Origin of the sequence: Streptomyces sp. NPDC059534 (assembly GCF_042743475.1) — a bacterium.
Classification (GTDB): Bacteria; Actinomycetota; Actinomycetes; order Streptomycetales; family Streptomycetaceae; genus Streptomyces.
The window spans coordinates 61,446-85,746 of record NZ_JBHWAQ010000013.1 but is presented as its reverse complement, the minus strand read 5'-3'; the positions used below and the strand labels follow the sequence as shown (position 1 = coordinate 85,746).

Below are 24,301 nucleotides of genomic sequence, written 5' to 3'. Positions count from 1 at the left end.
TATATCCCCCTGATCGGTCTGCTGTGCTCCGTCGGCGCGGGGGTCGCCGGGCTGGTGGCGCGCGGCGCGGGCCGCCCCGCCGTGCCGCTGCCGGCGCCCCGCGCCGCCCCCCCCACCCCCCCGTTCCCGTCGGTCGGGCCCGCCCTTCAGCGCGTCCCGACCGCCGCGCGCACGGCCCGCCGTGCCATGGCGCAGTCGTCGTGCAGCCGCCTCAGGAGCAGCCGCTGTTCCTCACCGGGCGTGAGCGCCCCCGAGGGCACCGGCACGGAGCCGGCCGGCGGAGCCTCCTTCATGGTGCGCTGCACCGCCGTCTCGTACGTACGGATCTCCCGCGTCAGCACGATCATCAGGTTGACCAGGAAGGCGTCCCGGGAGGCCGGTCCCGCCTGCTGGGCGAGCTGACTGATCTGGCGCCGGGCCAGCGGCGCGTCCCCGAGCACCGCCCACAGCGTGGCCAGGTCGTACCCGGGGAGGTACCAGCCCGCGTGCTCCCAGTCGACGAGGACCGGACCGGCGGGGGAGAGCAGGATGTTGGAGAGCAGCGCGTCACCGTGACAGAACTGCCCCATCCCCTGCCGCCCGCCCGCGTGCGCCAGACCGTGCATCAGCTTCTGCAGGTCGTCCCGGTCCCGGTCGGTGAAGAGGCCGAGCTCGTGGAAGCGCGCGATCCGGGTGCCGTAGTCCAGCGGGGCGTCGAAGGTCCCGGCCGGCGGGCGCCAGGCGTTGAGCCGGGCGACCGCGCCGAGCGCGGCCCGCACGTCGGCCCGCGGCGGCGCCTCCACGGGGTGGCGCGACAGCGCCGCCGCCCGCCCGGGCATCCGCTCGATCACCAGCGTGCAGTTCTCCGGGTCCGCCGCGATCAGCCGCGGCGCCCGCACCGGCGGACGGTGGCGGACGAAGGAGCGGTAGGAAGCTATCTCGTGCCGGAACCGCTCGACCCACGCGGGGGAGTGGTCCAGTAAACACTTCGCGACCGCCGTGGTCCGCCCGGTCGTCCCGACGATGAGGACGGAACGGCCGCTGCGCCGCAGCACCTGCACCGGGTTGAACTCCGGGCAGATCCGGTGGACCGAGGCGATCGCGATCTTCAGCTGCGCCCCCTGGGGGCCGGACAGATCGATTCTCCCGCTGACCGGCTGGGTACCGGTGCCGCCCGTCCAGCGCCTCGGCCGGACGGCCTGGGGCGCGGGAGCGAGGTACGGACCGGCGCCGGCGGGGACGATGCGGTGCTGCGGCCGGGGCGGGGCGGACACGGAGGACGATGCTGTGTACATGGAGGTGACAGATCCCTTCGTGTGCCGACGAGTTGCGTGCGTCGCCCCGCCCGCTCCCCGGGTCCGCACCCTGGGGAATGAGGGCCGGTCGGCGGTGCGGGGTGGCGCGTTCATACCTGACACCCGGGCGCGGGTGGCGGAACATCGGGCGCACCCTGGCGAACCCTGGCGAATAGTCGCCAGCCCTATGACAGCGGGCTACTGTCAACTCAGCCGAGAACCTGGGGGCTTAGACGTGACCGGACAAACCAACACCCGCCTTGCGGACCTCTTCGGCCTGGCCGGCTGGTCCAAGGGCGAACTCGCGAGACTCGTCAACCGGCAGGCGGCGGCCATGGGCCACCCCCAGCTGGCGACCGACACCTCGCGGGTCCGGCGCTGGATCGACCGGGGCGAAACGCCCCGCGATCCCGTCCCCCGGGTGCTGGCAGCACTGTTCACCGAGCGACTCGGCCGTGTCGTGACCATCGAGGACCTCGGGTTCGTACGACACGGGCGCAGCGGAAAGCGGCAGGACGTCAGGAAGACGGAGAACCCTGACGGGCTGCCCTGGGCACCCGATCGTACGGCGGCGGTCCTCACCGAATTCACGGGAATGGACCTCATGCTCAACCGACGCGGCCTGGTGGGCGCGGGTGCCGCGCTCGCCGCCGGTTCCGTACTCACCAACGCCATGCACGACTGGCTGCAGACCGACCCCGCCCGCCAGGGCGGCGCTCAGCGGGCCACCGATCCCCTCCACGCCGACCCCGCTGGGTTCGACCGCTACGAGGCCGCCCCCATCGGGTCGGAGGAGATCGAGGCTCTGGAGCACTCGGTGGAGGTGTTCCGTGCCTGGGACGCCTCCCGGGGCGGCGGCCTCCAGCGCAAGGCGGTGGTGGGCCAGCTCAACGAGGTGGGCGGCATGCTCGCCTACCGTCACGCCGACCACCTCCATCGGCGCCTGTGGGGCGTCGCCGCCAACCTCGCCGTCCTCGCGGGCTGGATGTCGCACGACGTGGGCCTCGAACCCACGGCGCAGAAGTACTTCGTCATCGCGGCCCACGCGGCCCGAGAGGGCGGCGACCGGCCCCGCGCCGGCGAGGCGCTCTCCCGGGCGGCCCGCCAGATGGTGCACCTGGGCCGGCCCGACGACGCCCTCGACCTCATGAAGCTGGCGAAGGCCGGCTCCGGTGAGCGGGTGCTGCCGAGGACGCAGGCGATGTTCCACACGATCGAGGCGTGGGCGCAGGCGTCGATGGGCCGGGGCCAGGCCATGCGCCGCACCCTCGGCGAGGCCGAGGACCTCTTCGTCTCCGACCGGGGCGACGAGAAGCCGAGCTGGATGCAGAACTTCGACGAGGCCGACATGCACGGCATGCAGGCGCTCGCCTACCGCACCCTCGCCGAGCACGACCCGGCCGCCGCCGTCCCCGCGCAGCGGCACGCCAAGCTGGCGCTCGAACTCCGGCGCGGCGGCCACGACCGCTCGAAGCTCTTCGACCACATCTCGCTCGCCTCGGCCTGCTTCATCGCCGACGACCCCGAGCAGGCCGACCGGTACGCCCGGCTCGCCCTCATGTCCATGGGGGACACCTCGTCCCACCGGACCTGGGTCCGCCTGCGGGAGATGTACCGGCTCACCGGCCAGTACGCCGGCTACTCGAAGATCGAGCACCTGCGCGAGGAGATCGAACTCGCCCTGCCCCGCTCCCCGGTCCTCCGCCCGAGGAACGGGCAGGTCTGAACCCTCCCGCCAAGGCAGGAGGGTCCGGAGGCCGAAGCGCCTGCGGGAACAAGGGGCCGGGCCCGGAACTCTCGGCGGGCAGGGCCCGGGCGGCTCAGTGGCCGACCCGGACCACCATCACGCAGGCGTCGTCCTCGCGCTGCTCCTCGCCGAACTCCTCGACCACCGCGCGCACACCGTCCTGGGCGTCCCGCGCCCCGGCGAGCCGGGGGCCGAGGGCCAGGAGCCGGCGTGCTCCGGTGTCGTCCCCGAAGACACCGGCGGCAGCGCTGCCGCGCGTCAGCCCGTCGGTGTGGAGGACGAGTACGTCGCCCGGCAGCAGCCGGGTCTCGGCCTCGCCGTACACGGCTCCGGTCGTCGCCCCGAGCAGGACGCCCTCGGGCCGGCGGAGGACGTGCCCCGTCCCGTCGCGGAACAGCAGCGGGGCGGGGTGGCCGGCCTGCGCCCAGGTCAGCCGCTGGGCGACCGGGTCGTAGCGGCAGCACATCGCGCTGCCGAGCGCGGGCTGTACGGAGGTCTCCAGGAGCTGGTTGAGGTGACCCATCAGGGCGGCGGGCCGGATCCCGGCGACGGCCATGCCGCGCAGCGCGCCGAGGAGCATGGCCATGGAGGAGGTCGCGGCGACCCCGTGGCCCGTCAGATCACCGACGGTGAGCAGCGCGTCCCCGTCCGGCAGGGCGAGCGCGTCGTACCAGTCGCCGCCGATGAGACCCGTCGTGGCGGCCGGCAGGTAATGGGCGGCCACGTCGAGCGGGGCGGGGCCGTCGTGGGCGAAGCGGAGCGAACCGCGCCACGGCGGGAGCACCGCCTCCTGGAGTTCGACGGCGACCCGGCGCTCGGTCTGTTCGATCTGGCGGCTGCGCTCCAAGCTGTCGCGGCTCTCGCGGACCGCCCGCTGGCTGCGCCGCAGTTCGCTGACGTCCCGTAAAACGGCCCACATCGAGGCGGTGCAGCCGTCGGTGTCGAGCACGGGTTCGCCGGTCATGTGGACCGTGCGCACCCGGCCGTCCGTCCGTACGATGCGGAACTCGCCGTCGATCGGCTTCCCGTCGATCAGACAGTCGGTGACCATGGCCTGGAGGACGGACTGGTCCTCGGCGAAGACCATCGAGGGCATCTCGTCGAGCGACATCGGGCCGCTCTCGTGGGCGCGGCCGAAGATCTGGTAGAGCTCCTCCGACCAGCTGACCTCGTCGGTGAGCAGGTTCCACTCGGCGCTGCCGACCCGGGAGAGCAGCGAGCCGGTGCGCGGCGGGGCGGCCTGGCCGTACGCGGTGCCGGGGTCCGTCACGAGCGCGTCGTCCAGGGCGCCGTCGAACTCGGTGGCGGCCTCGGTCTCGGCCTCGGTGCCGGGGTCCGACACGGGCGGGAGCTCCGCCGGGACGCCCGCCCGCAGCTGGCCCAAGTGGGCGCCGAGGTCGTCGAGTTGATGCACGGCGAGGTCGCACAGGGCGCGCTGCCAGCGCTGCTGGGGATCGTCGTCGTCCGCCACGGCGTCCCGGCGCACGGCGTCGACCTCACCGCGCAGGCGGCGGGTCTGCGAGATCAGCGCGTCCACCGCGCCCGGCTCCGGCGGCTGGGCGGGGCGGTCCGCGAACAGATGGGACGGCATGTCGAACTCCGATACAGGCGCGGGCGGCCAGGTGTGAAAGGGAGGCCCGTATACGACTGTTGCACAGCCCGGCACAGCCCGTAAGGGATTTGGCAACACTCGATCCGGTGGTGCTTCCGGCATATGTCAAAGGCCCAGCGATTATCGGCCAGGGCGCGACGCGTTACGGTGCTGGGGTGGTGAACGACGACGGGAACGGCACGGTGGGCACGTACACGGCGGTCACGGGCGGGGCGGGTACGGGCGCGGCCACGGGAACGACGGCCGGGAGAACGGGTGCTCGTACGGCGGGCGCGCGTACGGCGGGAGGCGGCGACGGCGCCACGGCCCCGGTGGGCACCGCGCTCCTGCTCGCGGCCGCACCCGCCGGGCGCGGCCGCGCCATGGACGCCGCGTCCGTCCTGCCGGCCCTCGCCGCCGTACCGCCCGGGGTCCTCACCGGGACGGCGGCCGCCACGGTCGTCGAACTCGCCGACCCCCTCGACCCGCAGACCGTCCTCACCCGCCTCCGCGCCGCCGCGTCGAGCCCCGGCCCCCTGGTCGTCTGCCTCGCCGGCCAGCTCCACCTCGACCGCCGCCAGGAGCTGCCCCACCTCGCCCTCGCCCGCACCACCCCGGCCACCCTCCGCTACACGGCACTGCCCTGGCACTGGCTCGCCGGGGAACTCGGAGCCCGGCCGCCCGGCACCACGACCGTCGTCGCCGACCTCGCCGCCGACCCCGACGTGTGGCAGCGCCTCGCCGCCGTACCCGAACTGCTGCACCTGGGCCCGGGACCCCTGCTCTACGGACGGGTGACGCCCGCCCCGCGCCGAGGCGAACCCACGACCCCCGACTATCTCCGCGCCTGGGCCGAACTCTGGCGCTCCGGCGCCCGCCTCCCGCATGCCACCCTCCACGCGGAGGCCGCCGCCGGGACCGCCGCGGCGACCGCCGAGACCCGGTTCCTCGCGCCGGCGCCCCCGGCCGTTCCCGCTCCCGCCGTGCCGCAGGACCCGCACCCCGCGATCCTCGCCGCCGCCATGGCCGGGCGCCACGGAGAGGCGGCGGCCGTCGCGGCGGCCTGGGAACACGAGGCCCTGCGCCGCCACGGACCCCAGTCGCCGGAAGCCGTGCACTGGACCGAGGTACGGGCCGACCTCGCCCGCCTCGCCGGGGAACCCGCCCGCAGCTGCGAACTCTGGCTCGCCGCCGCCGAGGCCCGCCTCCGCCTCCGGCAGCGCCCCGACGACCCGGACGTCGAGGGCGCCGTCGACCGCGCCCACCACCAGTGGGAACAGATCGCCGACCCCGCCCGCGCCCGCTCCCTCGGCCCCACCCTCGTCGCCCTGCGCCGCCGCGTCCCCGGCCGCCAGCCCGGAGCCCTCGCCGCCCTCACCCGCCGGCTGGGCTGAACGACACCGAGCGACCGGCGGCCCGACCAGCCCCGGCGGGGCCGACCAGGTGCGACCGGGTCGCGGCGCGGCCGCCGGGCGGCCGCACCCGGTGACTCCGGGGCGGGGCGCGGCCGGTGGGGTCCCACCCGGTGGGTCAGGCTCGCGCCCTCCCACGCACCCGATCGCCCCCGTTCCCGCTCCCCTTTCCGGCTTCCTCCTCCTTCTTCCCCCATTCCTCGTGACGAAAGGCCCACGCGTGACCTCGCTCGCCACCGCTCAGCGTTCGCTCGCCGATCCGTCCGTGCGCCACCCGCTCTGGCCGCCGTTGACGCGGGGCTGTCCGATCACGTCCACGGACGAGGTCGCGTACCCGCTCGACATCGACTACGCCTACGGCGACGTCCCGGCCGACCTCTTCAGCCGCCCGGCCGCCCACGGCCTGGAGCGATGGGCCCCGCTGCTGCCGCCCCTCGCGGCGCCCGGCCTCGGCGAGGGGAACACCCCGCTGGTCGAACTCGCCGACGGCGTCTGGGTCAAGGACGAGTCGCGCAACCCCACGTGGAGCCACAAGGACCGCCTCAACCGGGTCGCCGTCAGCGCCGCCGTCGCCTCGGGCGCCCAGGGCATCGTGGTGTCCTCGTCCGGCAACCACGGGGCGGCGGCCGCCGCCTACGCGGCCCGCGCCGGGCTGCCGTGCGCCGTCTTCACCTCCCCGGACGCGCCGCCCGCCGTCGCCTCCCACCTCCGCGCGTACGGGGCGACGGTGCTGACCGTGCCGTACGACTCCGTCCGCCCGCTGATGCGCCGGATCGTCGACGAGCTCGGCTTCCAGAGCGTCAGCAGCGTCACGGACACCGCCCACACCGGGCACCCCTTCGGGCCCGAGGGGTACAAGACCCTCGCCTACGAGATCGCACTCGACCTGGGCCGGGCGCCCGCGGCGGTCCACCTCCCCACCGGATACGGCGAGTTGCTGTTCGGCGTGGCCAAGGGATTCCAGGAGCTCGCCCGACTCGGCGTGACCGACTCCGTGCCCCGTGTGTACGCGACCGAACCCGCCGCCGCCGGCGCCCTCACCGAAGCCCTCCGTACGGGCCGGCCCGTCGCCCGCGTCCCCGTCGGTCCCACCACCGCCTACGCCATCGACTGCGAGATCAACAGCTATCGCGGCGTCCTCGCCGTCCGCGAGACCGGCGGCGCCGCACGTACGGTGACGGACGAACAGATGGCCTCCGCACAGGCCGAGTTGGCGCACCAGGGCCTCTGGTGTGAGGTCTCCTCCGCCGCCGGGCTCGCCGGCTTCCGCGCGCATGGACCTGACGACACCGGCGGCCCGGTCGTCTGCGTGGTCACCTCCAGCGGTTACAAGGACATCGGCACCGCGAGGGAGACCTACGTGCCGACGGCCCCGGACTGGCCGTCCCTCAGAGCCGCGCTGACGGAGCCCGGCGCGACGGGACGGCGCGGTCGCTGAGGGCAGACGCGGGGGACGGCCGCCACCGGTCCCGTACCGCACCGTCCATCACAGGAAGCACACCGCCCGGATTCCCGGCGGAACACCATCACAGCCTCCCAGAGGAGTAACACCCATGAACACGCCGCCTTCGTCGCCGTCGCCGTCGCCGTCGCCGTCCGGAGCGGAGCACCCGGATAGGACGCCCGTCCGGGTCGGCGCCCTCGTCCCGCTGACGCGGCCCGGATGGACCGAGTCGGGCCGCCACCTGCTGGCCGGACTCGAGCTGGCCGTGCATGAGGTGAACGACGGCGGAGGGATCGGTGGCAGGCCGCTGGAACTGGTCGTCCGGGACACGGCGGCGGACCCGGGGCGGGCCGCGGCGGCCGTGGACGAACTGGCCGGGCTGGGCGTGGCCGCCGTGGTCGGTGAGTACCACAGCGTCGTCGCCCGCGCCGCCGCCGCCCGGGCCGACGCACTCGGCGTGCCGTTCCTCTGCTCGTCCGCCGTACTCGACGCACTCACCGAGGAGACGACGGAGTGGGTGGCGAGGGTGGCCCCGGCGCAGTCCCACGGGTGGCGGATCTACGGGGACTTCCTTCTCGGAGCGGGCCGGCACCGGATAGCCGTCGCCACCCAGCCGAGCGTCTACTGGGCGACCGGGACCCGCCTCCTCAGGGACCACCTCGCCCCGCACGGCGGTACCGTCGTCGAACTCGACGCCGGCGCACTCACCCCCGAAGCCTTGTGCGACGCGCTCGTCGACCACGGCGCGACGGCACTCCTCCTGCTGGTCGGCATGCCGGAGCCCGCGGTCCCCCTCGTCCGGGCCGTACGCGCCGACCGGCGGCTGCCGGAGATCCTCATCGGAGCCCCGGCGGGACAACCGGAGACGGCCGAGTGGATGGCCGCGCTGGGGCCGGACGGCGCCGGTATCCCCTTCCTGCGCTATTTGCCCGAACAGCTCGGCCCACTCGGCGAGCGCGTCCGGGCCCGGCTCCGCGAGCGGATCGGCGAAGCCCCGTCCTTCGTCGCCTTCGAAGGCTGGGACACCGTCACCGTCCTCGCCGAGGCCCTCCGCTCCCACGGCACCGACCGTGCCGCCATCGCCGCGTCCTGGCCGTACTTGGCGGTCGAGGGCACGCGTGGGCCGATCCGCTTCTCCCGCCCGTCGGCCCTCACCGTCTGGCAGTGGGCGTGGGCCCCCGTGCAGGTCGCCGACCGCGACCCGGCGGCGCCCGACCGGTTCCGCATCCTCCACACCGGCTGACCGTGCCGGAGGCCGCCCCAGCCCCCGGCCGCTCCCGCTCCCGGGCCGGCACCCGCGCCCTTCGTCGGGAGCACGACCCGGATGCCGAACACTGAGATGATCGGAGGCATGACCGTCTGCCCGCACTCCGCCCCGCTCCCGGCGCCGATCGCCTCCACCGGGCCGCTCGTCACCGAGCGGTTGGTGCTGCGGCCGGTCCGGAGTGGTGACGTGCCCGCCGTGACACGGCTGTGGACCGACCCCGACGTGCGGCGTCATCTCGGCGGGCCCGTCATCGAGTCGGTGGTCAGGATCCGGCAGCGGAGGATCGTCGGGGCTCCCGGATTCCACGCGGTGGTCCGGGCCGAGGACGGCGTGGTGCTGGGTCTTGTCACGGTGGACGACGGTGGGCGGGGCGGCGAGACGGAGGTCTCGTACCAGTTCCTTCCCGAGCACTGGGGGCGGGGTTACGCGCGCGAGGCGGTCGGAGCGGCCGTGGCGCGGGCGCTGGTGACCGCGCCGAGCGTGGTCGCGGTCACCCAGGAGGCGAACCACCGGTCCCGCCGACTCCTGGAGGCCGTGGGCCTGGAGCACGCCGAGTCCTTCGTGGAGTGGGACGCCCACCAGGTGATGTACCGATGCCGACGGGACTCCGGGCCGAGGCCCTGAGCGCGCGGCTCGGGGGATCCCGGCCGGACGCCCGGTCTCACCGTGGCCTGTTGCCGCCCGAGAGCGCCGCGATCGACCGCGCCAGCCGGGCCGCCCTCGTCTTCGCCGTGCGGGCCTGCCACAGGCCGAGGATCAGCAGGTAGCGGTCGGTCTTGCCGAGCGCCTCGAAGGCGGCGGCCGCCGTGGGGTCGGCGGCGAGGGCGGTGGCCAGGTCGTCCGGGACGGTCGCGTCCTTCTGGGAGGGGTAGGCGGTCTCCCAGCGTCCGTCCCGCTGCGCTGCCCGGACCTCGGCGAGGCCGGGTTCGCGCATGCGGCCGGCGGCGGTGAGCGCCTCGATCTGGCGGACGTTGACCTGGGACCAGAGGCTGCGGGGGCGGCGCGGGGTGATCTTCTGGAGGTAGGTCCGTTCGTCGCGGGTGATGCGTTTGCCGGTGATCCAGCCGTAGGCGAGCGTGCCGTCGAGGATCTCGTCCGAGGTCGGCGAGGGGAGCCCCGAACCCTTCTTGGCGAGCAGCAGCCAGATGCCGGGGGTGTCCGCGTGGTGCGCTTCCAGCCAGGTCTCCAGCTCCTTCCCGTCGCCGAACGCCATGACCGCGAGCCCCTCGACCGTCTCCACCGGTGCCACCGGAACATCCCCTCCCCCGTACGCGCGGATGCCGCCGGTCACCCCGGGCGGCGTCCCTCGGTGAACACGATAGGCACAGCGGCCGTTGTACGGACGGAGGACGGGCACGGGGTCGTACCGGCGCGCGAGCTGAGGTGCGGCGTACCATCTGCGGGTCGTCCGGCAGGGCATCCGCCTCCGGGCGGCGGCCGGGCCGGCTGCCGGGACACCTACGCCGAGGAGCTCTGACCCCATGTCCTTCCTGGTGATCGGCGAGTGCGTCGCCGACATCGTCCGCGCCCCCGGCACCGCCGACCGGGTCCACCCGGGCGGCAGCCCCGCCAACGTCGCGTACGGCCTCGCCCGGCTGGGGCGGGAGGTCACCCTGCTGACCCAGCTGGCCGACGACCCCGACGGGCGGCTGATCGCCGGCCATCTCAAGGGCGCGGGCGTACGGGTGGAGGTCGGCGGCGCGCCCGCCCGCACCCCGTCCGCGGTCGTCGCCCTCGACGACCAGGGCCGGGCCACGTACACCTTCGACATCGCCTGGACGCTGGAGGCGGAGCACGCCCGGTCCGTCCCGGCCCCCACGTACGTCCACATCGGGTCGATCGCGGCCGTCACCGCGCCCGGCGCGGCGGCCGTGGTGGCCCTGGTCGAAGGGCTCCGGGGCCGGGCCACGGTCAGCTACGACCCGAACGTGCGGCCCGCGTTGATGGGCGACCATGCCGAGGCGGTCGCGCGCGTCGAGCGCTGTGTCGCCCTCAGCGACCTGGTGAAGGCCAGCGACGAGGACCTCGCCTGGCTGTACCCGGGCGAGAGCCCGCGTACGGTCGCCACCCGCTGGCTCGACCTCGGTCCGGCCGTCGTCCTGGTCACCCGGGGCGCCGACGGCTCGCTCGCCGTCACCCGGCGGGCGACGGCCACCGCGACCGCACCGGCGGTTCCCGTCGTGGACACGGTCGGTGCGGGCGACTCCTTCATGTCCGCCGTCCTCGACACCCTCGCCATGCGCGGCCGGGACGACCTCGGCGGGGTCGGCGCCGAGTACCTCGCCAGGCTGCTGCGGAGAGCGGGCGCGGCGGCGGCCGTCACCGTGTCCCGGGCCGGCGCGCAGCCGCCGGACCGGGACGAACTGGACGCGGCGGGAGAGGAGTTCGTCATCACGTGCGGGCGTGCGTGGTGATGTCCGAGGCGAACTGCTCGATCATCTCCGGGGTCACCGTCGGCCGGCACTGTCCGATGGCCGCCAGATAGTCCGCCGTGCTCGCGCCGGGCACCGAGGCGTCGCTGCCGCGCCCGCCGACGGCGAGCAGGTCCCGCTCGAAGGACGCCTGGGCGGCGATCCGGGCCGCGTGCTCGATGTCGGCCGGGGTGAAGAGGTCGCTCGCCAGGACGAGTTCGTCGATGTCGACGTCCGGGCGGCCCTCGGTGTAGCGGGCCCAGATCGCGGCCCGCGCCGCCTTGTCCGGGGTGCCGATCGGGATCAGGTAGTCGAACCGGCCGGGGCGCAGGAAGGCCGGGTCGAGGGAGCGGATCGAGTTGGTGGCGCAGACCAGCAGCCGCTCGTCCCCCTCCCGGAATCCCGGTATCAGCTTCAGGAGTTCGTTCGTCACGCCGTGCATGCCACCGGGCTGCGCGGGCTCGGAACGGACCGGGGCGATCTCCTCGACCTCGTCGATGAAGACGAGGACCCGCTCCAGTTCGGCGATCCGCGCGAACGCGGACCGCAGGGCGGCGGCGAGGTTCCCCTCGTCGGCGAGCCGGGACGGCAGGATCTCCACGAAGGGCCAGCCGAGGCGGGAGGCGATCCCGCGCGCGAACGTCGTCTTCCCGGTGCCGGGCGGGCCGAAGAGGCAGACCGCGCGCGGCGGGCGCACCCCGTGCCGGGTGGCCTGCTCCGGCTCGGCGAGGGGGAGCACCACCCGCCGCTCGATCAGGTCCTTCTCGCGCTCCATCCCGGCGACCTTCGCCCACAGGTCGCCCGGGAGCAGCCGGCCGCCCAGGTCGTCGAGGAGTCCGGCGGCCGGTCCGTGCAGCGGCTCCACCTTCTCGAAGTACGCGACGGCCGGCTGCCGTGTGTAGCCGGCGTTCAGCAGCCCCTCGCCGAGGAGTTCCTCCTCCGGCAGGACGTAGGCGATCCGCCCGACCCGGGCCGCCACGAGCCGTCGTTCCAGTTCCACGAGCAGCGCGCTGGCCAGGCCGCGGCCGCGCCACGCCGAGGAGATCGCGACGCGCATCACCCAGGCCCGCTCCCCGGAGACACAGGCGAGCGCGGCCCCGATGGGCACGCCCTGGTGGACGGCGACCACGGCCGGCTGGCGGCTGGTGAGGGCGCCGATGCACTCGGCGAGCGAGAACACGGACTCCTGCCCGAGCTCGGCGGTGGTGTCGATCAGATGGACGACCGCGGCGAGATCGCTCTCGCGGTAGTCGTGGATGTGCCAGTTCACCGCTGGTGTCCGCCCCTCGTTCGTTCCGTTGCGTTCTGTGCGGCGAGGCTAGGCGCGGCGGTGGGGGCGGGTCGTGCGCCACCGTGCACAAGGTGACGTCGCCGAACGCTCCGTAGCGGCTCTATGCACGAGCGAGACCCCCGGTGGCGGGGCCGCCGGGGGTCTCGGGGACGGAGCGGTACGTCACTGGGCCGGTGCGAGCTTCGGGTTGGGGCCGTGGGCGTTCTGCTGGGACTCGCCCTCGGTGGCGAGGAAGACGATCAGGATGATGGCGCCGACCAGCGGAACCAGGTCGATGAGGATCCACCAGCCGGACCGGCCGGTGTCGTGCAGGCGGCGGACGGTCACGCCGAGGGCCGGCAGGAGGACGCCGAGGACGTAGATGGCGTAAAGGAGCGGGTAACTGCCGATCGCCATGTCGACGACCGCGACGATGATCGCCGCGATCGCGTTGAAGAGCGTGAACATCCAGAATTCCTGGCGGCGCGCACGACCGTTGAACACGGCGTATTTCTTGAGGACGTCGAGGTACCAGTTCACATTTCCCCCCGAGGACTGGGTGTGCGAGCGGAAGCCTGTACCTGTGCTTGGGGAAGCTTTACGCAGACCCGTGTGACTGAAACCACACCGGCCGATTCGTTACCCGGTATTGGCCGTTCCCGGACCGGCACGGTGAACGACGGCACCTCCGGGGGAAGGAGATGCCGCCGTTCCTGGAGAGGATCAACGGATGGATGGGGGAATCGGTGCGCGAGTGGCGCCGTGAGCCCCGGTCAGGGCGTCACGTCCGCCGCTTGCTCATGAGCAGTCCACCGGCCGTGAGCGAGAACAGGCAGACGCACGCACCGGTGATCACGTTGCTGAGGACGGTCCCGGTGTCGGGGCTCTGTCCGACCACCCACGGGGCGATGATCAGCCACGCGCCCATCAGCAGGACGACGAAGTTCAGGTCCTGCGACCGCTCGGGGGCCACCGACATGCACAGGCCGAGGACCGCGAGCGCGATGCCGACGACCAGATTGCTGATGGCGAGTGCGGGCTGGGCCGCGGCGAAATGAACCGTCCACGCGGAGATCGCGGCGTAGATACCGGCGAGGATCACGAGTTCCTCGACCGCCGCGACACCTCGGGTCTGGAGCATACGGGCGTATCGGTCCCGCATTTCCGGCGCGTCGGGGTGTCCCGCGATATCACCGGGACGGTGAGAGACGTCGGCCATACGACTCGCCTCCTTCTGGCGTCCTGCACGTCTGGCCGCTGTTCCGGCATTTTCATGCCGCTGCTTCATTGTGCGCTTATCTGGCCTTTATGTGTAGATCTGCCCGATAAGGGATGTGCACAGAATTCGGGCCGACACTATGCGCGGAACCTCCAAGGGCGGGCCGTGCCGGCCGGAAAACCGAGGGGAAGGGGAGCGTCCCGGTCCGGCAGGGTGACCGGCGCCGTCCCGGCGTAGCCTGAAAGTGGACTCGGGGAACCGAAACCACCCACCGCCGGGAGTGTGTGATGGCCGGCATCGTACGGAAGAGCTTCGACTCAGCGGACGAGACCCGTCGCTTCGAGGGCGGCAAGGGCAGGATGGACCTGATCACCAGTGACGGTGATGCGGTCGGCCGCGCCGTCTTCGAGCCGGGCTGGCAGTGGTCCAAGCACGTCGGGCCGATCGCCGGCACCGACAGCTGTCAGGTATCACACGTCGGCTACATCGTCAGCGGCCGCATGAAGGTCGTCATGGACGACGGGGAGTCGGTGGAGTTCGGCGCCGGCGACTTCATGCGGGTACCCCCCGGGCACGACGCCTGGGTGCTCGGCGACGAACCCTGCGTGGCCCTGGACTGGGTGGGCTTCGTCGACTACGCCCTGCCGCCCTCCTCCTGACACCCCCGTCTCCACCGCCCCCGGTCAGCGGTGCCCGAACCGCACCCCCTCCCACGGCACGACGTCCCCCGCGAAGGACTCCGGGCGCCGCTGGTCCAGCGTCCGGGGCGGGGCGGCCTCGATCACCGGCGCCGCTCCCTCCACCCGCAGCAGCCACGCGGCCAGCGCGTCGCGCAGCCCGTCGGCCACCTCACGGTGGGAGGTGAGACCCACCAGGTTCTCCAGCTCGTACGGGTCGGCGGCCAGGTCGTACAGCTCGGTCTCCCGGTAGCGGTCCGCCGCCGCCTCGCGCCAGGGGTCCGCCCCGGGCGCCGACACCGCGTACTTCCACCGCTCGGTCCGCACCGCACGGCCGACCTGGCCCTCGCTGATCTGGACGAGGACCGACCGCGGCCGGTCCGGATCCGTTCCGCCGCCGACCAGCGGCAGGAGCGACCGGCCCTGCACCCCCTCCGGCACGTCGAGTCCCACCGCGTCGACGAGGGTCGGCATCAGGTCGACCGTGGACACCGGCCCGCGGACCAGGCCGCCGCCCCGGAACCCCGGACCGGTCAGCACCCACGGCACCCGCACCGATGCGTCGTGCGCCGACCGCTTGTACTCGGCGTTGCGGGTGCGGAAGTGGGAGCCGTGGTCGGCGGTCCAGGCGAGCACCGTGTCGTCCTCGACGTCCAGACTCCGCAGCGCGTCCCGGAGCCGGCCCACCCCCTCGTCGACCCGCTTGATCTGACCCAGGTACCCGCCGAGGTGCCGGTGCGCGCCGCCCTGCGGGGCACCCGGACTCAGCGCGGCCAGGTCGGGCGGCAGCCATCCGCCCTGGTACCGCTCCCGGTAGCCGGCCGGGGCCGGGTAGTCGTCGGTGGCGTTCTGGTGGTGCGGTTCGAGGAGGGAGAGGAAGAGCAGGAACGGCCGGTCGTGGTGGTCCGCGACGAACCGGATCGCCGCGTCGACGAGCGCGTCCGAGCGGTAGCCCGGCAGCCGGACGGGCTCGCCCTCCTCGTCGTACACCACCGTGCGGTGGGCGTCCGAGGTGAACTCCAGCCGGTCCGAGGCCAGCCAGTGGGCGTACCCGCCCCGCCGCTCCGGCGGCACGGGCCCGTCCGGACCGTCCTCGCCGGCCAGGTGCCACTTGCCGATGTAGCCGGTGACGTACCCCGCCGCCCCGAGCGCCGAGGCGAGGGTGGGCATGTCGGCCGGCAGCGGCAGCCCGTTGCGGAAGACCCCGGTGGACGTCGGCCAGCGGCCTGTCTGCAGCGCCGAACGGGCGGGCGCGCAGACCGGGTTGGGGGTGATCGCCCGCTCGACCAGTGTGCCCTCGCGAGCCAGCCGGTCGAACTCGGGAGTCACCCCCGCCGGGTTGCCGTGGGCGCCCGTGGTGTCCCACCGCTGCTGGTCGGTGAGGACCACGATCACCCGGGGCGGGACGGTCGTCATGCGGTGGCGGACTCCGTCGTCGCGGCCGGGGCCGTCGAGGCGCCGGAGGCGATGCCGAAGCCCGGCTCGGGAACGGCCTCGGGCGCGAGCAGCACCGAGGAGCGGCCGTCCACGCCGACGGGCACGTCGCCGTCGATGGTCACCCGGCGCAGCTTGCGGACGTGGTCGTCGGAGTCGTCCACGCCGTAGTGCTGCGTGGCGCGGTTGTCCCAGATCGCCACGTCACCGGTCTGCCACTGCCAGCGCACGGTGTTCTCGGGCCGCTCGACGTGCGCCTGGAACACGGCGAGCAGGGCACGTGAGTCGGCGCCCGTCAGGCCGCTGATCCGCTGGACGAAGTTGCCGAGCAGCAGGGTGCGCTCACCGGTCTCGGGGTGGATCCGTACGACCGGGTGCTCGGTGAGGTACTTCGTCGAGGCGAAGACCTCGCGGAAGCGCTCCAGCTGCTCGGGCAGGACGCCGGGGCGCAGGGCCGCGTAGTCGTAGTCGTTGGAGTGCACGGCGCGCAGGCTGTCGGCGAGGGCGCGCAGCGGCTCCGGGAGCTTCTCGTACGCGGTCGCCGTGTTGGCCCACAGCGTGTTGCCGCCGTAGGGCGGCACGACCACCGCGCGGAGGATCGAGAACGCGGGGTAGGCGGGCACGAAGGTGACGTCGGTGTGCCACTGGTTGGCCCGGCCGCCGTAGTCCGAGTCGATCGGGAAGGAGTAACGGCCGTCGGCCGAGGGGACGGTGGGGTGGGCGACGGGCGTGCCGAGGAGCCGGCCGAACGCCTCGTGCGCCTCCTCGTCCAGGTGGTCCTGGCCGCGGAAGAAGACGACCTTGTGGGCCAGGAGGGCGGCGCGGATCTCGGCGACGGTCTCGGAGGGGAGGTCGCCGCCGAGGCGGACGCCGGAGATGACGGCGCCGAGGCGGCCGCCGACCTTCTGGACGGTGATCGTGGTGGTCGCGGTCGACATGGTGGGTCCTTTCGGAGGTGCGCATGCGCTCGGAATTAATTCCTGAGCGGAAGAAATGAGGTGACGCGAAGCCGCGCTGGCGGCAGGAGCGGTACGAGCGCGGTACGACCGGTACGTGTGCGGTACGTGGCCGAACGGCGGAGGTGCGCCCGGCGGACGACGAGTGCGGGAGCGTGACCGGCGTGACCGGTCACGCGAGAAGGTCGCGAGGATCAGGCGCCGCGGCGGGCGGGACAGGAGGAGGTCGCGAACATGTCCCGGAGCCTCGCAGCGGCCGCCGCCGCCCGTCAAGCGGGTGCCCGCTCCCCGAACCGCCGCTGCCGGTGGTTGAATCGGCGCCTGCCCGGCGGCTCCGCGCCCGCTCCCCGTACCCCGCTCAACCGCCCCTGACCAGCGGTGATATTCCATCGAGGGGAGTTCGAGGCCGTCTTGGAAGCGCGGACGGCGGCCGCGTCGCCGGCGGCCCCGGGATTTCACACCACCGCAACAGTGACCAGAGAGGCCCCCATGACGACCACCCCGCACCCCCGGATGGCGGGCGACGGCCGGCGCGAGGCCAACGCCGCCAGCGTGCTGCGGACCGTCCTCGACCACGGGCCGGTCGCCCGCGGCGCCGTCGCACGGCTCTCCGGGCTCAGCCCCGCCGCCGTCTCGCGCCAGGCCACCGACCTCACCCGTCTCGGCCTCCTGCGCGAGCTGCCGGAACTCGCCGGAGGCGGGGGAGTGGGCCGGCCCCAGATCCCCGTCGACCTGCACGTCGGCGCCGCGGGAGGCCCCGTCGCGGGCGGCGTCCATCTCGGCGTCCCCTCCTCGACGTTCGCCCTCGTCGACCTGCGGGGACAGGTCCTGGCCCGCCGCACCTACCCGCACGACGGCATCGCACCGGATGTCCTGCCCTCGGCCGTCGTCCGTGAACTGCGCGGCTTCCTCGACGAACACACCCGAGGGCGGCCGCTGTTGGGCGTCGGAGCCGCGGTCGGCGGGTGGGTGGACCCCGCGGCCGGCGTGGTGGTCCGCCACGACGCCCTCGGCTGGCGCCGCCGGCCCCTCGCCGCCGAACTCGCCCAGGGGCTCGGCGGACGGACCGTGCGCGTCGACAACCACGCCCGCTCCATCGCCCAGTCGGAGATCCTCTTCGGACGGCCCGCCGCCCGCCGCAGCCTCGTCCACCTCTTCGTCGGCAACGTCGTCGACGCGGCCGTCGGGCTCGCCGGCGTCGTCCACCAGGGACCGGGGGCGGCGGCCGGAGACGTGGCCCACCTGCCCGTCCCCGACTCCACGGTCCCCTGCCCGTGCGGGCGTTCCGGCTGTCTGGAGGCGACCGCGTCGAACACCGCCCTCGGGCGCACGGCGGTGCGCCGCGGCATCGTGCCCGAGCCCGACACCTCGCTGGTCGTCGACGCGGCGGCGGCCGGCGACCCGCGTGCCGACCGGTTGCTGCGCGAGCGGGCCCGGGCGGTCGGCCGGGCCGTCGCGCTGCTCCTCGACGTCCTGAACCCCGATCTGGTCGTCGTGACCGAGCAGTCCAGCGTCCTCGAACCGGAGTACCTGGAGGAGATCCGGGGCGCCGCGATCGACCTCTCACACGTCTGCGACGACCCCGGACGCATCGTCAGTCCACATGCCGGACCGGCCACACTGCCCGTGGCGGCGGGCACGGTTCTGCTGAATCCCCTGTTCAGAAGGCCCTTTGAGACGCTCGACGAGCTGACGGGAGAGACGGTCGACGACTGACGTCGTCTCAGGATGCGGTCAACGTCGGTTGACCGCTCCGCGAAGCCGCTGTCATATTGCTCCCGTGAATCCGGACATGCGCCTCGTCTCCCGCAGGCACGTCGACCTCTGTCGACAGGCCAGCGCGGTCTGTGCCGTCCGCGTCTGACCCCGGCGTCTTCCCCGACGCCCGGCTCGGGCGTCGGTCGTCGCACCGGCCGCCCCGGCCCCACTGACGCCGTCCCGGCCCCGCCGGGCGCGAGTGGTCCGCCGTTCCCCGGCCGTACCGGCCACCGGTCCGCGTCGCCCGCCTTCCTGATCGCCGTCGCTTCCCGGCATGCGACGGTCGTGCGGGGCGCCACGCCGCACCGCGCGGTTCCGTAGCTCCGTACGCCCAAGAGCCCGTACCTCACCGAGCCCGTACGCCCCAGATTTCGTACGTCCCAGCTTCCGTACGTCCCGGCTTCCCCTGCGCAGCCAGCGTGCTCCCTCCCTCCCTCCTTTCCTCCCTCCTTTCCTTCCGCAGCGGAACGAATCCGTGCGCCCTGCGGCCTCCACCCTTCACAGGCAGGCATCGATGACCGAGCTGTACTCCTCCACGCCCAGTGCCCTCTCCCGGCGCACCACCCTGCGCGCCGCGGGCGGTGGCACCCTGCTGATGGGGCTCGGACTCGCGGGCTGCCGCTCGGCGGTCTCCGAGGCCGAGGCGCCCGCCGCCAAGGCGGGTGCGGAGCCCCGGCGCGGCGGCACCCTCACCGTCGCGGTGAACGCGGACTTCACGCCGAGCCTGCTCTTCGCGCAGAGCGGCCAGTCGCTCCAGCAGAGGTTGATCTACAACACCCTCACCCGCTATGACGACCGGCTGAAGCCGCAGCCGGAGCTCGCGACCTCCTGGCAGTACGCCGAGGACGGCCGTTCCATCACGCTCGAGCTGCGCACCGGCGTCACCTACCACGACGGCCGGACCTTCACCGCCGACGACGTGATCTTCGCCGTGAAGAACCTTCAGAACCCGTTGCGCGCCGCCCAGTTGAGAGCCACGGCGGCCGCCGTCACCGGCTTCGAGAAGCGCGGCGACCACGAGCTCGTCCTCAAGCTCGCGCACCCGGTGAACAACCTCTTCGACCTCTTCGAATTCATGATCATCACCGACCGGCACAGCGTCGAGGACGCCGTCAGCGGCAAGAAGCTCAACGGCACCGGCCCCTTCCGGCTCACCAAGTGGAGCCCCGGCGCCGGCCTGAGCTTCACCCGCCACGAGAAGTACTGGCAGCCCGGCCGCCCGTACCTCGACGCCGTCGAGTTCCGCGTCGTGCCCCAGGCCGACGCGCTGCTCTCCTCGCTCCGCACCGGCCAGTCCCAGCTCTCCTTCAACGTCCCCGGCAAGAACCTCGCGGTCGTCAAGGCCACCCCCGGGCTCGCCATCAGCGAGTACGCCACCGGCGGCGGCGCGTACTACCTCGGCGTCAACACCACCGTCGCCCCGCTCGACGACAAGACCGTCCGCCAGGCGCTGGCCTGGGGCATCGACCGGGAACGGATCCTCAAGCAGATCCTCGGCGGCTACGGAATCGCCTCCGCCACCCCCTGGCCCAAGTCCTCGCCCGCCTTCACCGAAGCCGGCCGCACCCACTACACCTACGACCCCGGCAAGGCCCGCGAACTCCTGAAGTCCGCCGGCCACACCCGGCTCGACCTGCCACTGCTCCACATCAACCTGCCCGGGGAGACGGCGGTCGCCGAGGCCGTCCAGTACGACCTGAAGCAGATCGGCGTGCAGGTCACCCTCCAGCCCACGGACCCCGCCACCGCGCAGAAGCACCTCATCTCCCAGACCATGCCCGGCCTGTGGACCATGGGCCACGGCTTCGCGCAGGTCCAGCCCTCCACCCTCGCCGTCAGCGCCTACCCCTTCAACGAGGCCAAGAACACCTCCAAGTTCCGCTCCGCCGCCTACACCAAGGTCGTCCGCGAGGCATGGACCGGACCCGCCACCGGCGCCCGCGCCAACAGCCTCCGGCAGCAGATCACCGACACCCTGCTCGACGAGGCGTTCATCATCGACCTCGTCATCCGCGGCTCCGTCCAGGTCGCCGCCGACAAGCTGCGCGGCGTCACCCTCAACAAGTTCGCCTACCTCAACCTCGACGACGCCCACCTGGTGAGCTGACGTGCGCCGCTACCTGCTGCGGAGGCTCCCCTCCGCCCTCCTCGTCCTCCTCGTCGCCTCCTTCGTCGCCTTCGCCCTCCTGCGGCTCGTCCCCGGCGACCCCGCCGCCGTCCTGGCCGGACCCGACGCGAGCCCCGCCACCGAGGCCGCCATCCGCGCCCGCCTCGGACTCGACGCGCCGCTGCCCGCCCAGTACGCGCGATGGATCGGCGATCTCCTCGCCGGAGACCTCGGACCGTCCTACGCGATCGGCGGCCAGACCGCCGACCTCATCGCCGACGGACTCGGCGCCACGGTCGAACTCACCCTCGGAGCCCTGCTGTTCGTCGTCGTCCTCGGCGGCGCCTTCGGCATCCTCGGCGCGACCTCCCGCAACCGCTGGGTGCGCGGCACCGTCCGGGTCCTCACCACCGGCGCCCTCGCCGTACCGCCCTTCGTCACCGGCGTCCTCCTCGTCCTCGTCTTCGCCGTCCTCCTCGGCGTCCTGCCCCCCGGCGGACGCGTCCCGCTCCTCACCGCACCCGACCTCGGCGTCCAGTACCTGCTGCTGCCCGCCCTCTGCCTCGCCCTGCCCAGCGCCGCGGTGCTCGGCCGCTACCTCAAGGACGGCATCGAGCGCACCCTCGCCGAGGACCACATCCGCACCGCCACCGCCGCCGGCATCGCACCCCGCCGCCTGCTCCTGCGGCACGCCCTGCCGAACGCCCTCCCGCCCGTCGTCACCCTCCTCGGCATGCAGACCGGCCACCTCCTCGGCGGAGCCGTCCTCGTCGAGGCGATCTTCGCCTGGCCCGGCCTCGGCCAGCTCGCCGAACAGGCCCTGGTCCGCCGCGACTACCCGGTCGTCCAGGACCTCCTGCTGCTCCTCGTCACCGTCTTCGTCCTCGTCCAGCTGCTCACCGACCTCGTCCACGCCTGGCTCGACCCCCGCATCAGGTGGGAGTGACCATGACCACCACCCTCCCCGCCGGGAAGCCGGCCCTCGCCCGCAGGCCCCACCACCCCTACCGGGCCGCCCTCGGCACCGCCCGGGGACGGACGGGTCTCGCCCTCGTCGGGCTGGTCGTCCTCGCCGGACTCCTCGCCCCGCTCCTCACCACCCACGGGCCCACCGACCAGAGCGCCCTCGCGCTCGCCGGACCCGGCACCCCCGGCCATCCGCTCGGCACCGACGACCTCGGCCGCGACCTCCTCGCCCGCCTGCTGTACGGCATCCGCGCGGACCTCGGCATCATCGCCGCCGCCGTCCCGCTCGGCGCCGCCCTCGGCTGCCTCCTCGCCCTGGTCGCGGCCACCCACCCGGTCGCCGACACCGTCGTCCAACGCACCTTCGACCTCGTCCTCGCCTTCCCCGGACTGATCCTGGCCCTCGCCGTCACGGCGGTACTCGGCCCCGGCCGGCTCCCGGTCGTCCTCGTCATCGCACTCGCCGAGATCCCCGCCTTCGGGCGGCTGCTGCGCACCGGCATCCTCGTCCAGCGCGGCCGGGAGTACGTGACGGCCGCCAGGGTCGGCGGCACCTCCGGAGCCCGGATCCTCACCCGGCACATCCTGCCCAACGCCACCGACCCGCTCGTCGTCCAGATCGCCGTCTCCTTCACCGTCGCCGTCTTCCTCGAAGGCGCCATGAGCTTCCTCGGGGTCGGCGTCCGCCCCCCCGAACCCACCCTCGGCGCCGTCCTCAGCCAGTCGATGCCCTACCTCGCCCAGGCCCCGCACTTCGCCGCCGGACCGCTCGTGACCGTGACCGCGCTCGTCCTCGGCCTCTCCCTGACCGCTGAGGCACTGAACCGGGAGATACGCCGATGACCACCCCGCCCCTCCTCGAAGTCCAGGGACTGGACGTGGAGTTCACCACGCCCGGCGGCGCCGCCCTGCGCGCCGTCCGGGACGTCTCCTTCACCCTGCGCCGCGGCGAGACCCTCGCCGTCGTCGGCGAGTCCGGCTCGGGGAAGTCCACCACCGCGCTCGCCCTGCTCCGGATGCTCCCCGGCACCGGCCGCGTCACCGGCGGCTCGGTCCGCCTCGACGGCGAGGAGCTGACCACGGCGGGCGAGGAACGCCTGCGGGCCGTCCGCGGCGCCCGCGTCGGCATGGTCTTCCAGGACCCGATGACCGCCCTGAACCCCGTCCTCACCGTCGGCCGCCACCTCGACGAGGTGCTGCGGGCGCACGGCGGGCGGGACCGGAGGGCCCGCCGCGGCCGGGCCGTCGAACTGCTGCGCCTCGTCGGCATCCCCGACCCCGAGCGCCGCCTCGACGACCATCCGCACCAGTTCTCCGGCGGCCAGCGCCAGCGCGTCCTCATCGCGATGGCCCTCGCCGGCGAACCCGACATCCTCCTCGCCGACGAACCCACCACCGCGCTCGACGCCACCGTCCAGGACCAGATCCTCACCCTGCTCGGCGAACTCACCCGTACCACCGGCACCGCACTCGTCCTCATCACCCACAACATGGGCGTCGTCGCCCGCGCCTGCGACCGCGTCCTCGTCATGTACGGCGGCACGGTCGTCGAGGACGGCCCCACCGCCGAGGTCCTCACCCGCCCCCGCCACCCCTACACCGCCGGCCTCCTCGCCGCCGTGCCCCGGCTCTCCGCCCCGTCCGGCACCCGCCTCACCGGCATCCCGGGCACCCCGCCCGACCTCGGCCTCCCGCTCACCGGCTGCGCCTTCGCCGCCCGTTGCGCCCTCGCCGAGGACCGCTGCCACACCACCGCGCCGCCGCTCACCGCCGTCACCGACACCGTCCGCGCCGCCTGCCTCCCCGCCGCCGAACGCGGCGAACCGCTGCCCCTGCCCCCGCCGCCCGCACGGATCGACCGGCCCGCACCCGGTGCCGTCGTCCTGCGCGCCGAAGGGCTGCGCAAGACCTACAAGGGCCGCGGCCGCCGCTCCTTCACCGCCCTCGACGACGTCTCCCTCACCCTCGCGGCGGGCGAGACCCTCGGCATCGTCGGCGAGTCCGGCTCGGGCAAGTCGACCCTCGCCCGGGTCCTCGCCCACGCCCACCCGTCCGACGGCGGCCGGATCCTCCTCGACGGAGAGGACGTCACCCGCCCCGGCAGGGCCGCGCTGCACGCCGTACGCCGCCGCGTCCAGATGGTCTTCCAGGACCCGTACGCCTCCCTCAACCCCCGCATGACGGTGGGGGAGATCGTCGCCGAGCCGCTGCGCGCCTTCGGCCTCGGGACACCGGAGGACCGCGCCGCCCGGGTCGCGGAGCTGCTGCGCCTCGTCGGCCTCGACCCGGCCGCCGCCGACCGGCACCCGCGCTCCTTCTCCGGCGGCCAGCGCCAGCGCGTCGGCATCGCCCGCGCCCTCGCCCCCGAACCGGCCGTCCTCATCTGCGACGAACCCGTCTCCGCGCTCGACGTCTCCGTCCAGGCCCAGATCGTCGGCCTCCTCACCGACCTCCAGCGCGACCTGGGCCTCGCCCTCGTCTTCATCGCCCACGACCTGGCCGTCGTCCGCCAGGTCAGCCACCGCATCGCCGTCATGCAGGAGGGCCGCGTCGTGGAGACCGGCGAGGCCGACGCGGTGTGCGAGCGCCCCCGCGACCCGTACACCCGCGCCCTGCTCGCCGCCGCCCCCGAACCCGTACCGCTCACGGCCGCACGTGTCCCCGCCACCCCCGAGGCGGTGTCCGCGTGAACGACTGCTGCACCCCGGGACGCCCCTGCACGGGAGACCGGCCGGCCGCCGCCGAGCTGCTCCCGGTGCCCACCGTGC

The 24,301-nt window shown here is 73.9% G+C and carries 21 protein-coding genes; 13 read left to right on the top strand and 8 right to left on the bottom strand.

The annotated features are described in order from the left end of the window. Nucleotides 1–146: 146 nt before the first annotated feature. The gene (locus tag ACFVZH_RS17685) at nucleotides 147–1,274 is read right to left on the bottom strand and encodes an aminoglycoside phosphotransferase family protein (protein ID WP_384898221.1); all 1,128 of its coding nucleotides are present in this window, start codon (nucleotides 1,272–1,274) and stop codon (nucleotides 147–149) included. A gap of 235 nt (nucleotides 1,275–1,509) precedes the next feature. On the opposite strand from ACFVZH_RS17685, the gene ACFVZH_RS17680 reads away from it, so the two are divergent. Beyond that, nucleotides 1,510–3,000, top strand: coding sequence for a hypothetical protein (locus ACFVZH_RS17680; RefSeq protein WP_384898219.1), 1,491 nt, complete (start codon nucleotides 1,510–1,512; stop codon nucleotides 2,998–3,000). Nucleotides 3,001–3,094: 94 nt separating this feature from the next. Here ACFVZH_RS17680 and ACFVZH_RS17675 read toward each other — a convergent pair whose 3' ends face one another. Beyond that, nucleotides 3,095–4,612, bottom strand: a complete 1,518-nt coding sequence (locus ACFVZH_RS17675) for a PP2C family protein-serine/threonine phosphatase (RefSeq protein WP_384898217.1) — start codon at nucleotides 4,610–4,612, stop codon at nucleotides 3,095–3,097. A 176-nt stretch (nucleotides 4,613–4,788) separates the two neighbouring features. Between ACFVZH_RS17675 and ACFVZH_RS17670 the strand changes: the two genes are divergently transcribed. From ACFVZH_RS17670 to ACFVZH_RS17655, 4 genes are all read left to right on the top strand, one after another. Further along, nucleotides 4,789–6,006 carry a hypothetical protein gene (locus ACFVZH_RS17670; RefSeq protein WP_384898215.1) on the top strand — a complete coding sequence of 406 codons (1,218 nt, stop codon included), beginning with the start codon at nucleotides 4,789–4,791 and terminating at the stop codon, nucleotides 6,004–6,006. A 238-nt stretch (nucleotides 6,007–6,244) separates the two neighbouring features. Next, nucleotides 6,245–7,462 (top strand): pyridoxal-phosphate dependent enzyme, encoded by a 1,218-nt coding sequence (locus tag ACFVZH_RS17665; protein WP_384898213.1) that lies wholly within the window; start codon nucleotides 6,245–6,247, stop codon nucleotides 7,460–7,462. A gap of 115 nt (nucleotides 7,463–7,577) precedes the next feature. Then, nucleotides 7,578–8,711, top strand: coding sequence for an ABC transporter substrate-binding protein (locus ACFVZH_RS17660; RefSeq protein WP_384898211.1), 1,134 nt, complete (start codon nucleotides 7,578–7,580; stop codon nucleotides 8,709–8,711). A gap of 81 nt (nucleotides 8,712–8,792) precedes the next feature. After that, a complete protein-coding gene (locus ACFVZH_RS17655) occupies nucleotides 8,793–9,359 on the top strand; it encodes a GNAT family N-acetyltransferase (protein ID WP_384898209.1) in 567 nt (188 codons plus the stop codon). 37 nt (nucleotides 9,360–9,396) lie between these two features. Here the strand turns inward: ACFVZH_RS17655 and ACFVZH_RS17650 are convergent, their stop codons facing one another. Then, complete coding sequence (locus ACFVZH_RS17650; RefSeq protein ID WP_384898352.1) at nucleotides 9,397–9,948, bottom strand: YdeI family protein; 552 nt, start codon at nucleotides 9,946–9,948, stop codon at nucleotides 9,397–9,399. 268 nt (nucleotides 9,949–10,216) lie between these two features. Here ACFVZH_RS17650 and ACFVZH_RS17645 point away from each other — a divergent pair, with 268 nt between their 5' ends. Next, nucleotides 10,217–11,149 (top strand): PfkB family carbohydrate kinase, encoded by a 933-nt coding sequence (locus ACFVZH_RS17645; RefSeq protein WP_384898207.1) that lies wholly within the window; start codon nucleotides 10,217–10,219, stop codon nucleotides 11,147–11,149. Here ACFVZH_RS17645 and ACFVZH_RS17640 read toward each other — a convergent pair. The 3 genes from ACFVZH_RS17640 to ACFVZH_RS17630 all read right to left on the bottom strand — a co-directional run bounded on the left by ACFVZH_RS17640 (nucleotide 11,127) and on the right by ACFVZH_RS17630 (nucleotide 13,557). Further along, the gene (locus ACFVZH_RS17640; protein WP_384898204.1) at nucleotides 11,127–12,416 is read right to left on the bottom strand and encodes an ATP-binding protein; all 1,290 of its coding nucleotides are present in this window, start codon (nucleotides 12,414–12,416) and stop codon (nucleotides 11,127–11,129) included. The two genes, ACFVZH_RS17645 and ACFVZH_RS17640, sit on opposite strands and share 23 nt — an antisense overlap. Nucleotides 12,417–12,599: 183 nt before the next feature. Continuing rightward, nucleotides 12,600–12,956 (bottom strand): DUF805 domain-containing protein, encoded by a 357-nt coding sequence (locus ACFVZH_RS17635; protein WP_384898202.1) that lies wholly within the window; start codon nucleotides 12,954–12,956, stop codon nucleotides 12,600–12,602. 241 nt (nucleotides 12,957–13,197) lie between these two features. Next, nucleotides 13,198–13,557: an SPW repeat protein gene (locus ACFVZH_RS17630; RefSeq protein WP_384898200.1), complete on the bottom strand. Its 360-nt coding sequence runs from the start codon at nucleotides 13,555–13,557 to the stop codon at nucleotides 13,198–13,200. Between the two features lie 365 nt (nucleotides 13,558–13,922). Between ACFVZH_RS17630 and ACFVZH_RS17625 the strand changes: the two genes are divergently transcribed. Next, entirely contained in the window at nucleotides 13,923–14,294 is a 372-nt protein-coding gene (locus ACFVZH_RS17625) for a cupin domain-containing protein (protein WP_384898198.1), read from the top strand. Nucleotides 14,295–14,318: 24 nt separating this feature from the next. On the opposite strand, the gene ACFVZH_RS17620 is transcribed toward ACFVZH_RS17625, so the two are convergent. Both ACFVZH_RS17620 and ACFVZH_RS17615 read right to left on the bottom strand, forming a co-directional pair. Beyond that, a complete protein-coding gene (locus tag ACFVZH_RS17620; protein WP_384898196.1) occupies nucleotides 14,319–15,728 on the bottom strand; it encodes a sulfatase-like hydrolase/transferase in 1,410 nt (469 codons plus the stop codon). Continuing rightward, nucleotides 15,725–16,684: a TauD/TfdA dioxygenase family protein gene (locus ACFVZH_RS17615; protein ID WP_384898194.1), complete on the bottom strand. Its 960-nt coding sequence runs from the start codon at nucleotides 16,682–16,684 to the stop codon at nucleotides 15,725–15,727. The genes ACFVZH_RS17620 and ACFVZH_RS17615 overlap by 4 nt, the downstream gene beginning before the upstream one ends. 507 nt (nucleotides 16,685–17,191) lie before the next feature. On the opposite strand from ACFVZH_RS17615, the gene ACFVZH_RS17610 reads away from it, so the two are divergent. The 6 genes from ACFVZH_RS17610 to ACFVZH_RS17585 all read left to right on the top strand — a co-directional run bounded on the left by ACFVZH_RS17610 (nucleotide 17,192) and on the right by ACFVZH_RS17585 (nucleotide 24,223). Continuing rightward, nucleotides 17,192–18,418 (top strand): ROK family protein, encoded by a 1,227-nt coding sequence (locus ACFVZH_RS17610; RefSeq protein WP_384898192.1) that lies wholly within the window; start codon nucleotides 17,192–17,194, stop codon nucleotides 18,416–18,418. Between the two features lie 76 nt (nucleotides 18,419–18,494). Next, nucleotides 18,495–18,566, top strand: a complete 72-nt coding sequence (locus tag ACFVZH_RS17605) for a putative leader peptide (protein ID WP_326674653.1) — start codon at nucleotides 18,495–18,497, stop codon at nucleotides 18,564–18,566. 408 nt (nucleotides 18,567–18,974) lie between these two features. After that, nucleotides 18,975–20,567 carry an ABC transporter substrate-binding protein gene (locus ACFVZH_RS17600; RefSeq protein WP_384898190.1) on the top strand — a complete coding sequence of 531 codons (1,593 nt, stop codon included), beginning with the start codon at nucleotides 18,975–18,977 and terminating at the stop codon, nucleotides 20,565–20,567. 1 nt (nucleotide 20,568) lies between these two features. Beyond that, a complete protein-coding gene (locus ACFVZH_RS17595) occupies nucleotides 20,569–21,513 on the top strand; it encodes an ABC transporter permease (RefSeq protein WP_384898188.1) in 945 nt (314 codons plus the stop codon). Beyond that, nucleotides 21,510–22,376: an ABC transporter permease gene (locus ACFVZH_RS17590; protein WP_384898186.1), complete on the top strand. Its 867-nt coding sequence runs from the start codon at nucleotides 21,510–21,512 to the stop codon at nucleotides 22,374–22,376. Before ACFVZH_RS17595 ends, ACFVZH_RS17590 begins: the two co-directional genes overlap by 4 nt. Then, complete coding sequence (locus ACFVZH_RS17585) at nucleotides 22,373–24,223, top strand: ABC transporter ATP-binding protein (protein WP_384898184.1); 1,851 nt, start codon at nucleotides 22,373–22,375, stop codon at nucleotides 24,221–24,223. Before ACFVZH_RS17590 ends, ACFVZH_RS17585 begins: the two co-directional genes overlap by 4 nt. The last annotated feature ends 78 nt before the right edge of the window (nucleotides 24,224–24,301 follow it).

Coding starts and splice junctions, on each gene's coding strand:
- ACFVZH_RS17620 (WP_384898196.1), bottom strand. CDS start 15,728: ATGACGACCGTCCCGCCCCGGGTGATCGTGGTCCTCACCGACCAGCAG.
- ACFVZH_RS17650 (WP_384898352.1), bottom strand. CDS start 9,948: ATGGCGTTCGGCGACGGGAAGGAGCTGGAGACCTGGCTGGAAGCGCAC.
- ACFVZH_RS17655 (WP_384898209.1), top strand. CDS start 8,793: ATGCCGAACACTGAGATGATCGGAGGCATGACCGTCTGCCCGCACTCC.
- ACFVZH_RS17625 (WP_384898198.1), top strand. CDS start 13,923: ATGGCCGGCATCGTACGGAAGAGCTTCGACTCAGCGGACGAGACCCGT.
- ACFVZH_RS17675 (WP_384898217.1), bottom strand. CDS start 4,612: ATGCCGTCCCATCTGTTCGCGGACCGCCCCGCCCAGCCGCCGGAGCCG.
- ACFVZH_RS17645 (WP_384898207.1), top strand. CDS start 10,217: ATGTCCTTCCTGGTGATCGGCGAGTGCGTCGCCGACATCGTCCGCGCC.
- ACFVZH_RS17685 (WP_384898221.1), bottom strand. CDS start 1,274: ATGTACACAGCATCGTCCTCCGTGTCCGCCCCGCCCCGGCCGCAGCAC.
- ACFVZH_RS17585 (WP_384898184.1), top strand. CDS start 22,373: ATGACCACCCCGCCCCTCCTCGAAGTCCAGGGACTGGACGTGGAGTTC.
- ACFVZH_RS17615 (WP_384898194.1), bottom strand. CDS start 16,684: ATGTCGACCGCGACCACCACGATCACCGTCCAGAAGGTCGGCGGCCGC.
- ACFVZH_RS17600 (WP_384898190.1), top strand. CDS start 18,975: ATGACCGAGCTGTACTCCTCCACGCCCAGTGCCCTCTCCCGGCGCACC.
- ACFVZH_RS17610 (WP_384898192.1), top strand. CDS start 17,192: ATGACGACCACCCCGCACCCCCGGATGGCGGGCGACGGCCGGCGCGAG.
- ACFVZH_RS17660 (WP_384898211.1), top strand. CDS start 7,578: ATGAACACGCCGCCTTCGTCGCCGTCGCCGTCGCCGTCGCCGTCCGGA.
- ACFVZH_RS17630 (WP_384898200.1), bottom strand. CDS start 13,557: ATGCTCCAGACCCGAGGTGTCGCGGCGGTCGAGGAACTCGTGATCCTC.